General features: G+C 70.8%; 10 protein-coding genes. All 10 read right to left on the reverse strand.

Translation table 11 applies throughout. The features are described 5' to 3' along the window. Window positions 1-117 precede the first annotated feature (117 nt). Entirely contained in the window at window positions 118-303 is a 186-nt protein-coding gene (locus tag E0L36_RS21055; protein ID WP_180930670.1) for a hypothetical protein, read from the reverse strand. Between the two features lie 219 nt (window positions 304-522). Next, window positions 523-690 carry a hypothetical protein gene (locus E0L36_RS21060; RefSeq protein WP_180930671.1) on the reverse strand — a complete coding sequence of 56 codons (168 nt, stop codon included), beginning with the start codon at window positions 688-690 and terminating at the stop codon, window positions 523-525. 311 nt (window positions 691-1,001) lie between these two features. Next, a complete protein-coding gene (locus E0L36_RS21065) occupies window positions 1,002-1,196 on the reverse strand; it encodes a hypothetical protein (protein ID WP_180930672.1) in 195 nt (64 codons plus the stop codon). Window positions 1,197-1,246: 50 nt separating this feature from the next. After that, the gene (locus E0L36_RS21070; RefSeq protein WP_180930673.1) at window positions 1,247-4,204 is read right to left on the reverse strand and encodes an AfsR/SARP family transcriptional regulator; all 2,958 of its coding nucleotides are present in this window, start codon (window positions 4,202-4,204) and stop codon (window positions 1,247-1,249) included. Window positions 4,205-6,227: 2,023 nt separating this feature from the next. Beyond that, window positions 6,228-7,466, reverse strand: a complete 1,239-nt coding sequence (locus E0L36_RS21075) for a cytochrome P450 (RefSeq protein WP_180930674.1) — start codon at window positions 7,464-7,466, stop codon at window positions 6,228-6,230. Beyond that, window positions 7,361-8,746, reverse strand: coding sequence for a cytochrome P450 (locus E0L36_RS21080; RefSeq protein WP_308416854.1), 1,386 nt, complete (start codon window positions 8,744-8,746; stop codon window positions 7,361-7,363). Before E0L36_RS21080 ends, E0L36_RS21075 begins: the two co-directional genes overlap by 106 nt. Then, on the reverse strand, window positions 8,743-9,348 hold the full coding sequence (locus E0L36_RS21085) for an ATP/GTP-binding protein (RefSeq protein WP_374705568.1): 606 nt from the start codon (window positions 9,346-9,348) through the stop codon (window positions 8,743-8,745). Before E0L36_RS21085 ends, E0L36_RS21080 begins: the two co-directional genes overlap by 4 nt. Further along, a complete protein-coding gene (locus E0L36_RS21090; RefSeq protein ID WP_180930676.1) occupies window positions 9,317-9,685 on the reverse strand; it encodes a DUF742 domain-containing protein in 369 nt (122 codons plus the stop codon). The genes E0L36_RS21085 and E0L36_RS21090 overlap by 32 nt, the downstream gene beginning before the upstream one ends. After that, window positions 9,682-10,107: a roadblock/LC7 domain-containing protein gene (locus tag E0L36_RS21095; RefSeq protein WP_180930884.1), complete on the reverse strand. Its 426-nt coding sequence runs from the start codon at window positions 10,105-10,107 to the stop codon at window positions 9,682-9,684. The genes E0L36_RS21090 and E0L36_RS21095 overlap by 4 nt, the downstream gene beginning before the upstream one ends. Before the next feature lie 20 nt (window positions 10,108-10,127). Next, a complete protein-coding gene (locus E0L36_RS21100) occupies window positions 10,128-11,627 on the reverse strand; it encodes an ATP-binding protein (RefSeq protein WP_258016363.1) in 1,500 nt (499 codons plus the stop codon). Window positions 11,628-12,859: the final 1,232 nt, after the last annotated feature.

Raw genomic sequence — 12,859 nt, forward strand, 5'->3', positions numbered from 1 at the left:
ATGCCCCAAGACGACGCGGCGCCCGGACCGTTGGGGTCCGGGCGCCGGTGCTGTATCCGGTGGTGCCGAGGTGCGGTCGGCGGTACCGATGGGTGGGAGCGTGTGCGCCCAGGGCGGTCAGCCCTGGGTCGTGAGGCCCCGTGCCTCCGAGCTGTGGTGCTCGTCCGACCCGAGCGGGCCCGACGAGCTGTGGTGTTCGTCGCCACCGGTGACCTGGTAGTCCGCCGCTGCGGGGGCGGCCATAGCGCCGAGGGCGCCCGCGGTGGCTGCGCATATGACGAGGATCTTCTTCACACGGGACATGCGGGGCTCCTAGATGAGGGGTCACGGAATACGGGATAACCCGGTTTTCGAGACGGGAAGCATCCGGCTCTCGGCTGACTGACACGTCGACCGTCGGACGGCGAACCAGCCGTCGTCCGTAGAGCTGTTGAGTTGTCAACGCTCAGCGGGGCCGCTGCCGATCGCTCCCCCTCTGCGCTATCGACAGCGGCCCTCGCGTGTCCCCCGTGGCGGTTGGCCTTACTCAGCGGGAGTGCTGGTCCCGTGGTGCTCCTCGGTGCCGGGGCCGCCCGTGCCGTGGTGCTCGTCGGTGGTGCCGGGCATACCCGTCCCGTGGTGCTCGTCGCTCCCAGGGACACTCGTTGGACGCTTGTCGTTCTTCTGGTTCTTCTTCTCGTGGGTGGCCATGTCTGAAACTCCTTGGGCAGGCTTGACATTGACGCACTCGCCCGGCGGCTCCCCCGTGGGCCGCCGGGCGGGTGTCTCACGGCCGCTCACCGTATGGGACAGCGGCTTCCCCCAATCAATCCGCCTGCCCCCCGCGGCGACGGATCGAATGAGTCGAGCATGACGCGTCGCGATAAACGAACGATGAACGATTGATGCGCGCCCCGTCTATCGGCCTCCCGCCGCTCCGCCGCGCTCGCGGTCGGCGCCCAACTCAACGCCCTGACCTGCCCGTTCACTGATCGCACGCACCTCTCCCACCGCCCGTCGGACTAAACCCCCACCAGCAACCGACAGTTGATCTTCCAGTACCCCAACACCCAGCAGACGGCACCCAGCACCCAGCAGACGGCGGACGGCAGGTGGCAGACGTCAGGCGGCGAATGGGAGTTGTCGGCGGTGGGCGGCAGCCAGTGGGCGGCGGGCTGCCGGGCCCCCGATCCGGACCGGACCGGGGGGCTCGGCACTCGAAGTCGCCGCCGGGCCCCCGCGTCGTCGGTCCGTGGTCGTCTCCGGGTCAGGAGACGGGGGCGTTGAGAGCCAGAAGCTCCCGGACCTCCGCGGCCTCCGCCGAGCCCAGACCCTCGAACACGCCCAGCGCCTCCTGCCAGCAGACCCGGGCCCGGTCCGTCTGGTGCAGTGCGTCCAGCGCCTTGCCCAGGACGATCAGGACCGTGGCCCGGCGCCAGTCGCCGCCGATGACCCGGAGCGCGATGGCCTGTTCGGCGTGCCGGGCGGCGGCCGGGGCGTTGCCGTCCATCAGGTGCGCCTCGGCGATGCGGAAGTGCGTGACGCCCTCCCAGCGTGCCTGGCGGCTGCTGCTGAACAGCGCGCTCGCCTCGGACAGTTGGGCCAGGCCCTCGGCCGTCCGTCCCGCGTGGACCAGGGCGCAGCCCAGCGTGTAGCCGCCGTTGGCCACGCGCAGGGAGTTGCCCATCACCCGGTAGATCGCCGCGCCCTGTTCGGCGAGGGTCACCGCGCTCTCTGACTGGCCGAGCGCGATGTGCACCCGGGACAGGTTGCAGAGCGCCGCCGCCTCGCTGGGCTTGTTGCCGTCGGCCCGGAACGCCTTGATGGCCTGGGAGAGGTAGGACTCGGCGTCCTCGTGCCGCCCCTGGTATGTCGCGATGATCGCCCGGTCGTTCGGCGCGTACGAGCTGGAGAGGGGGTCCTCGGCGGCGAGGGCCAGCAGCATCGCCTGCTGGGCCTCGGCGTCGGCCTGCGGGAACCGCCCGGCCACGGTGTGCGCGTGGGTGAGCATCAGCCGGGCGCGGGCTTCCGCCTTCGCGTTGCTCAGACGGTGGGCGTGGTCCCGTACGGCGATCACCGCCTGCTCGTAGCCGAGCGAGTGGATGCCGGAGTCGGCCAGCACGTTGGTCGCGATCAGCAGGTCGGCCGCGCGCTGGAGGGAACTGGCCGTGCCCGCCGACTGCTTGGCGCACGCCAGCAGGCAGGGCGCCTCGGCGAACAGCCACTCCAGCGCCTTCTCCCGGTCGGTGAAGCGCAGTCCTGGGCGGTGTGTCGGCTCCAGGTGGTCGACCGTCCGGTCTCCCGGGTGGTCGATCTCGAAGACGTGGGCAGCGGTGGCGAGGTAGTAGTCGAGCAGCCGTGAGCGTGCGGTCTCGCGTTCGCTGGGCGGCTGTTCGTCTCGCTCGGCGCAGGCCCTGGCGAAGAGCCGCACCAGGTCGTGGAAGCGGTATCGCCGGGGGGCGGCCGACTCCAGGAGCGAGGTGTCGACGAGGGATTCCAGCAGGACCTCGGTGTCGTCGGGCGAGCGGTCCAGCAGGGCGGCCGCGGCCCCCACCGAGATGTCCGGTCCGGCCGTGAGCCCCAGCAGGCGGAACGCGCGGGCCTGTGCCGCGTCCAGCTGGCCGTAGCCCAGCTCGAAGGTGGCCTTCACCGCCTGGTCGCCCACCTGGAGTTCGTCCAGCCGGCGGCGTTCGTCGGCCAGCTTCTCCGCGAGCACCTGCACGGTCCAGGTACGGCGGGAGTCCAAGCGGGACGCGGCGATGCGGATGGCCAGCGGCAGGAACCCGCAGGCGGCGACGGTGTCCATGGACGCCTGACGCTCGGCCGCCACCCGCTCCTCGCCGACGATGCGGCTGAACAGGGCCAGCGCCTCGTCCGGGCTCATCACGTCCAGGTCCACGAGGTGCGCGCCCGCCAGGTCCACCATCCGCACCCGGCTGGTGACCAGTGCCGCACAGCCAGCGGTGCCCGGCAGCATCGGGCGCACCTGCGCCGCGTCCCGCGCGTTGTCCAGCAGCGTCAGTACGCGGCGCCCCGCGAGCAGGGAGCGGAACAGCGCGGCGCGCTCCTCCACGCCCTCGGGGATGGCGGAGTCCGGTGTGCCCAGGGAGCGCAGGAAGGAGCCGAGGACGGCTTCCGGTTCGGCGGGGGCGGGTCCGGCGCCCTGGAGGTCGACGTACAGCTGTCCGTCGGGGAAGTGCTGCGCGGCGGCATGCGCCACGTGAACGGCCAGGGTGGTCTTGCCGACCCCGCCGATCCCGGCGACCGCCGACACGGCCATGATCGCGCCCTCTCCGACGGCCAGCTGCTCGCCCAGCTCCCGGACGAAGGCGGCGCGTCCGGTGAAGTCCGCGACGGTGGCCGGGAGTTGCGCGGGGCGCGTCAGGGTGACGGCCGGGGTGTCGCCGCCGGTCTCGGTCGGCTTCGACAGTTCCTCGTCGGCCTCCAGGATGCGCTGCTGAAGGTCGGTCAGCTCCTGTCTGGGATCCACGCCCAGCTCGTCCAGGAGCAGCCGCCGGGTGTCCGCGTACACCGCGAGGGCCTCCGCCTGCCGTCCGCTGCGGTACAGCGCCAGCATCAGCAGTTCGCGGAAGCGTTCGCGCAGCGGGTGCGCCGCAGTGAGCGCGGTCAGTTCGCTCACCGCCTCGGCGTGCCCGCCGAGTTGGAGGTCCAGATCCAGCCGGTGCTCCAGCAGGTTCAGCTTCCACTCCTCCAGTCGCGTCCGCTGCGTCTCGGCGAACGGGCCGGGGAGCTGGGCCAGCGGCTCGCCGTCCCACTGGGCCAGCGCCTCCGCGTAGTCGGCGCGGGCCCGGGCGCGGTCGCCGCTGGCCGCGGCCTTCTCGGCGTCGGCCACGCGCTGCGTCGCGATGTCCAGATCGAGCGTCGCCCAGTCGGGTCCGGTGCGGAGGGCGTAGCCGCCGGCCTCGCTCACCAGCCGGTCGGCGGCCGGGCCCAGCGCCTTCCGGATACGGGAGGCGTAGGTACGCAGCGTGGCCTTGGCCTGATGCGGCGGCTCCTCACCCCATATGGCGTCGATGAGTTCCTCGGCGGTGGCGGTGCTGCCGTTCCGTAGCAACAGCGCGGCCAGCAGGGCACGTTGCTGCGGTGACCCCATGCTGAGAGGCTTCGCGCCCAGCCATGCCCGAATCGGTCCGAGCACGATGAAGCGAAGCTGGTCTTGGCGCTGTTCGGGTTCGCATGCCGTGTGGTGCCCCTCGGCGCTCATGGTGCCCCCTGCCTCTGCGCTCCACTGCCGCAGCTGTCAGTCTGCCTTGTCACCCATATCCCCGTCAGCTCGGGTATTCGCCTCTCCACGAACCCTTTGAATCCCGTACCTTCCCCGAATCCCGTACCTTCCCCTCGAAGTGACCCCCGCACGCCTGCGTCCATGTGACGGATTGTCACGAACGTGTCGGCGGCCCCGAGCCGGACGCGGACGGATTCGGCTGGGCCCGGCAGGGCCTCCCGCCGGTGCGGTAAGTCGGCGCTCGGACGGGGTCGGTGGAGTGCGGGGTGCTGGGGGTGCGATGCCATGCTTCTCGGGTTTCTCGGGTTTCTCGGGTTCTCTGACGTCTCGATGCCGGTCTCTGATGCTTTCTGGGTGTTTCGGGGTACTTCTCGGCGCTTAGTGCCTCATTGCCGGTACCACGGTGTTACTCGCCCCGTGGTGCCACGGTGTTCCGTGACGCCCGGGGGCTATCGGTGATTCCCGCTGTCCGGATTCTGGTCGTACGGCGCCGTCGTCACTCCTCTCGGTCGCGCTTCCCGTCATTCCTGCCCCTGCCACCGTTCTCCACTGTTCCTTACTCTTCTTCGGCGTTCTTCGGCGCTCTTCGATGTTCTCTGTCGCGTGACTGACCGTTCTTCCCGCTACCGCGGTCGTTCCGCTGCGGCTCACTGACCGTCAATGTCCGGATCGTGTCCGTGTGTTGGCGTCCGCTGGTGCTGACGCGCGACTGAGGGGCGGATGGTGGGGTGTTCTCGTTCGGCCCCGACCCGCCGGTGCGGGTGCGTGGCGGGCGGGTGGCTGGTCGTGGCTGGTCTGGTCGGTTCCCCGGTGGGGAACGGGGCGGGACGGGGTGCGGGTCCGTCGGTCGCGTCGAGCCGGGTGCCCCCGCCCGTCCGCCGAGCGGAGCCCGGCCCGACGGAGTGGGTGGGAGCCGAGCGGACGAGCCTCCGCCGTCAGCCAGAGGCTCGGTGACGTGGAGTCGCCGGGCCGCGCATCGTACGGTTTCATGCATGGACATGACGCTTCCAGAGGGTGAGTTCGCGCCGGGGAGCGCGACGTGCGCGGACCGCCCGGACCCGGACTGACCCCGCTCCACCCCGCCTCCCGCCGGGGTGAACTCCCGGGCTGACCACGGCCGGTGCGGCCCTGCCCACGGCCGGGACGAGCCGGAGCAGCCCCACCCCACCGGCACCGTCCACCCGCCGGTAGCGAGGTCCGGGTGACCAGAATGGCTGGATTCGCTTATCTTCCGGACCCGTACGATGACGCGGGCCCGCACGGTGGCCACCCGGCGCCGCCACGCGCCTCCGGTGCCGCCCCTCGCACACGTCCCCATCCCGCACGCCCTTCCCGCGCCATCCGTGCACCTCATCTCCACGCACCGCTCACCGGGCATCTCCTCCCCGCGTCACCGCGGGTTCCGGGCGTTCCGTCCCCCGCCGTATCGCCCCCTCCGTATCGCCCCCGTGTGGCCCACCGCCGTGTCGCCCAGGCCGTCGGCCCCGGCGCCGGAAGCCCCCCGCCTCGTCGTGGAGACCTCGTCTCGTGCCCGGCCCGACGAGCCGGTGCGCCGCCCTCCGCGCCACGGCTCCTCCGCTTCCGTCCGCGCCACCGCTCTCACCTCGGGTTCCCCCCGACCTCGCTCCTCTCTCAACTCTTCGTTCCCCTCTGCGTCCTGCGCCTCCGGGACGTCTCAGTGCCGCTGCCTGCCGCTGCCTGCCGCTGCCTGCCGCAGCCCCCAGCGCCGCCCCCGCCAACGCGGCTCTCCTCGCGTGGCAGAGCGACGGGCGGTGGCTGGGCGACGGGCGGTGGCTGGGTGACGGGCGCGGCTGTGCGACCCGGACGATCCGGGGCCGGATGGGGAGCCGGAGCGGCGGGTGGGGGTGCGCCGCGCGGGCGATGGACACACGACGGGGGCCGGACGGTGTCCCGCCCGGCCCCCGTTCGCTTCCCGCACGATCCGGCGCTCCTGAACCCACCGGGCCTCTCGGCCCGGCCCGGCGCCGGTCTCGCTAAGTGATCAGCTCGGCGCCCCCAGGTTCACGGGCAACGTCGCGAAGCCGTGTGCCACGAACGAGGGCACGTGCTCCAACTCCTCGGTCGGCACCGCCAGATGTATGTCCGGGAACCGCTCGAACAGCGCCGGAAGCGCGATCCCCGCCTCCATCCGCGCCAGCGGGGCCCCCAGGCAGAAATGCACTCCGTGACCGAAGGACAGGTGCTCGGTGTCCTCCCGGCGTATGTCGAACCTGTCGGCCGTCTCACCGTGCTTGGCCGGATCCCAGCCGGAGGACGCGTACGAGGTGATGATCGCGTCCCCCTTACGGATGGTGACGCCCTCCGGCAGCTCGATGTCCTCCACCGCGTACCGCAGCGGCAGGTTGGCGATGCTCGGCGCCCAGCGCAGCGTCTCCTCGATGACGTTGGCCCACGGCACCTCGCCGTCCCGCACCAGCTTCAGCTGCTCCGGGTGCGTCAGCAGCGCGTGCACCGCGTTGCCGATCAGGTTCACCGTCGTCTCGTGCCCGGCGGCGACCACCAGCAGCAGCGTGTCCAGCAGCTGCTGCTCCTCCAGACCCGAACCGTCCTCGTCCCGGGCGGCGATCAGCGTGCTGGTGAGGTCCTCGCCCGGGTTCTCCCGCTTGAAGGCGACCAGCGAGGAGAACGCGGCGTTCACGCCCTCCGCGGTCTCCGCCGCCTCCTCCGGAGTGACGTTCGTCGCCATGATCCGCTCGACGAGCCGTGCCACCTCCGGCCGGTGCTCCATGGGGATCCCGAACAGCTCACAGATCACCCGCATCGGCAGCGGGAAGGAGTAGGCGGAGCGCAGATCGACGGGTTCCCCGGCCGGGGCCTTCGCCATGTCGTCCAGCAGCTCATTGGTGATCTGCTCCACCTGCGGCTGCATCGCGTGCGTACGGCGGAGCGTGAACGCCGGGGCGATCAGTTTCCGCAGACGGCGATGCTCCTCGCCGTAGGAGCTGAACATGTTGACCACGCCGACCCACGAGCGGAGCCAGCTGTCGTGGTAGTCACCGCGCTGCCACGCGGGCCAGTGCTGACGCGGGTCCTTGGAGACCCGCGGATCGGCCAGCAACTCCCTGAGAAGTTCGTACCGGGTGATCGACCAGGCGGGCACGCCCGCCGGAAGCTCTACGAGGACCGCGGGCCCACGCTCGCGGAGACTGGCTGCTTCTCCGGGGAGGTCTCGCCCGAGCGGGTCGATGACGAAGGTGCCTGCTGCGGACTGCTGTCCCATGGGGTGGCTCCTGCCTGATGAGGGCTGATAGGCGTGAAGCGTGCGGGCAGTTGCGCTAGGGCGCGGTGGAACGGCCCGTGGCGATACACCAGTTGGTCATGCCCAACGGTGAGCTCGATATCCGACAGCCACGCGGTCAGTCGTTCGATGGCTGTCATGGCGAGCAGTGCGGCGTGGTGCGGCACCGGGCAGGTGTGCGGACCGGCAGCCCAGGCCAGGTGGGCGCCGCCCCCCGAACCCTTCGCGCCGCCCGTCTGACCCGGCGCGGTACGACCGCGCTGGGTGTTCGCCGCCGCGTAGGACACCATCACCAGCTGGCCGGCGCGTATCCAGGTGCCGTGGAAGTAGATGTCCCGCCGCGGGAAGTGCGCCGAGTAGTTCGACATGGGCGGCTCGTTGTGCAGCACGTCGTGGATCGCGTCCCGCGGGGTGAGGCCGCCGCCGGACAGGGTGCTGTAGTAACGGTCGTCGGAGAGCATCCGGGCGAGCGCGTTACCGATGAGGTTGGTGGCGGGTTCCAGGCCCGCCGCCATCGTCAGCACGATCTGGTGCACCACCTCCTCGGTGCTGAGCCCCACCGGGTGGTCCAGGAACCACGAGGTCAGGTCGGGGCCCCGCTGCTGGAGCTTGGCGGTCACCAACTCCGTGACGTACCCGGTGAAGGCGGCGTTCGCCTCGTTCGCCTCCTCCGGCGTCTTCCCGTCCAGCATGCCCGCGACGGCCGTGTACAGCTGGTCCGCGTAGGAGTCGGGAAGACCGAAGAGCCGGTTCAGCAGCATCAGCGGCACACTCCGCGCGTACTGCGAGATGAGGTCCGCCTCGCCGGTGGCACCGAACCGGGAGATCAGCGTGTCCGCGATCTCCATGACGTGGTCGCGCATCTCGGACGGCTCGAACCGGGAGAACCCGTCCGTGATCACCTGGCGGTACCGCTCGTGTGTCTCGCCGTCGTTCCACAGTACGTTCGGCCGCCACTCAAGCATCGGCAGGATCGGGGAGTCCGACGGCACCGTGTCCTGCCAGGACCGCGAGTCCTTCGACCAGGTCTCGGTGTCGTGCAGCAGGTCCAGAGCCGCCCGGTAGTCGATGACGAGCAGCGCGCCCACCCCGGGGGCCAGCTCCACCGGAGCCACCGCCCCGTACCGGCGCAGGCGCGCGTAGACCGCGTGCGGGTCGTCCGCGAACTCCTGCCCGTACAGCGGGGTCACCTCGTGACTCGGCTGACTGAGCGGAGGTGGCATCGGGCCCGGGGCGGCGCCCTGTGAAGGGGGAGAGCTCACGCACGCTCCTCGGAGAGATTGTCGAGAACATGGCCGACCAGCGCGATCAGGGCGTCGGCCGACTGCTGGCGATCACGCGCGTCGCACAGCACCAGCGGAGTGTCCGGGTGCAGGTCGAGGTGGTCCCGCAGGGTCTCCGGCGCGTGGTTCGGAGAGTCCGGGAAGGTGTTGACGGCCACCGCGTACCGCAGCCCCGCCTCCTCGATGATGTCCATCACCTCGAAGGAGTCCCGCAGCCTGCGGGTGTCCGCCAGCACCAGGGCCCCCAGGGCGCCCCGCGCGATGTCCTGCCACAGCGGCCGGAACCGTCGCTGACCGGGCGTGCCGAACATGTACAGGACCAGGTCGCCCGGCAGGGTCAGCCGCCCGAAGTCGATGGCCACCGTCGTGGCCGACTTGTCCCGGATCCCGTCCAGATCGTCGACGAGCGCTCCGGTACGGGTCATGACCTCCTCGGTGTGCAGCGGCGCCGTCTCCGACAGCGACCGGATGAGCGTTGTCTTACCCACCCCGAAAGGGCCAGCGACCAGCAGCTTGACCAGGGTTTGAGCGGCACCGTCCAGATACATGTCAGGTGGACGACTTGAGAGCACGGAGTCCATCGAGAACTTTCTCCAGAATCTGCCGCTCGGGCAGTTCGGCATTGGGGACAGGGGCGCGGGCCATCAGATGTCCCGCGTCGACCAGATCTGCGGCCAGAACCTTGACCACACTCACCGGAAGCCGCAGGTGGGCAGCTGCCTCCGCGAGGGAAAGCGCACCGGGCTGAAGCAGCTCCAACAACCGCCGCTCCTCCGGGCGGAGCCCGGAGGAGGCGGTCATCGAGGCGCCATGCAGCAGGGTGAGCCGGTCCAGTGTGTTGCGACTGGGATGTGCCCTACCGGCGGTCGCCAGATAGGCCGGTACCAGACGCCTGGCATCGCGAGGCGGCGGGTTCATGACGACGCGTCGTGGCGGGGTGGGGAACTCATGGTCTTGGCACCCAGGGTGGCCACCTGGACCTGCATGTGGTGCGTCACCACACCCATGTTGACGTCCGGGCCCGCGTAGACCGCCAGGCACGTGTTCTCACCCGCCGGTACCGCGAACACCCAACCGCGGTCCGACTCGATCACCGTCTGCCGCAGGCCGACGTCGAAGTTGCCCGAGAAAGCGGCGGTGGTGGTGCGGGCCGCGCCCTGGAGCGCGGACATCATCGCGGCGACGCCCTCAGCTGCCTCGCGCTCCATGCCCGGGGACGCCGCCTCGATCAGACCGTCACCGGAGATGACGGCCGCGTGGACGACGTGCGGCAGTTCCAGGAGCGGGGCCAGCACCCACGAGGTGTCCTCGCGTGGTGACCGGCGCGTGCCGTTCGGCATTACTCCGTGGACGGGGGTTGTCATGCGGGGGGATTCCCTTCGGTGTCGACCTCGGCATCGACCGCCGGAGCGGTCTGAGCGGAACGAGCGACTTCATCAGCGTCCGTGGGCGCGGGGGGTGTGATGTCCGCGTGAGGGAACGCGGAACCCGGGGCGCCGCTGAAGTCCATGTGATCCATAGAGTCCGGGGCGTCCAGGTCGGCGGCGGGCCCTGCGGCCCGGCCGGACGCCGTGCCCTGCTGGAACGCGGCCCAGCGGGAAGCGCTTTCCTCCGGTGACGCCACCGGGTCGGGGGCCGGTGCCGCCGCCGGGGTCACCGACTCCTGCGGCGCCTGCGCGCTGGTCTCCTGCCCGGCCGCGCGGCGGCGGCGCCTCGGCAGCTCCTCCTCCTCGGGGAGACGCGGGGTACCGGCCGGCATGTTCGCGGGCATGGGGGCCATTGGCGACATCGGACGCTCCTCCTCGTCTATGAGGGTGAGCAGCGGCTCGCCCGGAATGTAGACAACGGCCCGCACACCGCCGTAGGGCGACGCCTCCACATGCGTGCTGAACCCGTACTGGCGCACCAGCTGTCCCACCGTGGCGAATCCGGTACGCGGAGGATCACCCAGCTCGGTGATCATGACCGCGTCCTGACCGGACATCAGCTGGACGGCGCGGCGCAGCTCGTCATTGTGCATCCCGACGCCCGCGTCATCAATGATCACGGACACTCCTCGGTTGCCCTGCTGGAGGGTCACCGCGACCGGCAACTCGGGGTGCGAGAAGTGCACCGCGTTGGCCAGCAGTTCGGTCAGCACGATCGCCAGCGGCTCCACCGCGCGGGCCACCAGGCCGACGGGGTCCCGCAGGTGGTTGGTGACCTGGATCCGCTCGTAGCCGCTGATGCGGGACATCGCGCCCACGACCACGTCGGCCACGTGCGAGTTCTGCCGGGTCAGCCCGGGCCACGCGCCACAGACCACCGCGGTGGACTGGATACGGCGCAGCGCCTGCTCGTTGAGGAAGTCGGCGGCCAGCAGGTCCTTGGCCACCTGCGGGTCGTCGTACTGCTCCTGCATGCCCTGAAGCACCGTCTGCAACTGGTACAGCAGCGCCTGGATGGTGGTGGTCGCACCGCGCATCGCGGACTGGGCCGCGGCGTCCATCCGGTACCGCTCCTTGCTCACGGCGTCGCTGAACTGATCCAGCACGGCGGTGAGCGAGGCGTCCAGATCGGTGCCAGCCACACTGGAGTTGAGGGGGCCACGAACCGGCACGTTCGGATGGGTGAGAGCAGCGCCCAGGTCGGGGATGCGGGCGCTGGCCAGGTGTCTCACCTCCGCCTCGGTGGACCGCACCCGGTCCGTGAGGTCGGTGACGTGCCGAGCGGAGTTCTCCTGTTCTTTCGACGCCGCCTGGAAACGCGCGTGCAACTGCTGCTTTTCCTGACGCGCACGGAAGAAGAGAACGGTCATGACGGCGGCGGCTGCGGTGCCTGCGGCCAGGATCGCGATCAGCGCCACCGGTATCTCGGTCATCGGAATCCTTGGGGGAACTGGGTTGTGGGGTCGGGCAGATGCCGCACGAGGGGCAAGGGAAACAACCCGTCGCCGCAGCAACTCCCTCATGTTGTCTCAATCGCTTCCCTCGTACACCCGGTACGTGGAACATCCGGCGACGTTTTCTCTTCCGCAAAGCGGATACCGCGCGGGGCACGGCCCGGCGGCGACACGGCAGCGTTCGAACTCGGCTGCGCGTCGTCCAACGCGCGCCCTCGGGGGTGTTGGACGCGCGATCGACCGAGAAGCTGTCAGGAAGCGTGCGAAACAAGATCACTTGGGGGAGTGCGCTGTGCGTACTGTCCATCGGAGGTGGCCAGAGTACGGGATTCAATCGAACACTTCGCCTTCGGACAAGGAGAGAAGCGGAACCGGGCCCCGGTGATCCGCAGTCGCACACGGCCGCGATGCGGAAGGCCCGCAGGTGGTGACGGTGTGGTGAGGGTGAGCGCCCCTCCGGTGCCGATGTTGTGACGGTTCATCACTCGCCTTCCACGCTTCGGCACGTCTCACGGGCCAGCTCGGCTCCGCGCGCTCGGTGATCCGCCCGTGCGCCGCCCGACCCCCAGCCGTCCTGACGGCCCGTCCGCGCGTGCGGGCGAACCGCCTCGCCGTACGGGTGCTCCCCGGTAACCGGTCGTCGGTCCCGTGACGCCCGGCCGTCGATCGGCACGCCCGCGCCCGCCGCTCCGGTTGCTCCGCTCCGTGGCCGTGGTGCCGCCGGGGCCCTGTCCTCCGCGCTTCCCGGGGGCCACCCCTCGCCTCCCGCGGCGCCATGACGGCCCGCGGTCCCGTTCCGCTCCGGGGCCGCCGTGGTGACGGAGGTGACGGTGTGCCGAGGCGATGGGATGACGCCCCGTTGGTGGCCGGTGGCCGGTGGCCGGTGGTGGGAGGTGGGTGGTGGGAGGGGTGACGGGTGGGTGGCCGGGGTGCGGTGCGGGTGGTGGAGTGTGGTGAGAGTCATGGAGGATCCCCGGGGTGTGGGCGGCGGGGCAGGTCCGGAGCGGAACGGACCTGTTGGGCTTCTCACGTCCCCTGTCGGTCTTCTCACATTCGAAGCGGAAGTCGGAGCGGGGTCCCCGGGGCGGGGTGCGCGAGTTCCCGGCGACATCGCCGGAGAGGAACCGGTGGGCGGGCCGGGGAAGTTCGCTGTTCCGGCTCGGGGAGCCTCGCTCGCATGGCCTCGGCCACGCTGTTGTGGCTCTCTCCGG

It is taken from the genome of Streptomyces sp. AJS327, assembly GCF_013450295.1.
Lineage (GTDB): Bacteria > Actinomycetota > Actinomycetes > Streptomycetales > Streptomycetaceae > Streptomyces.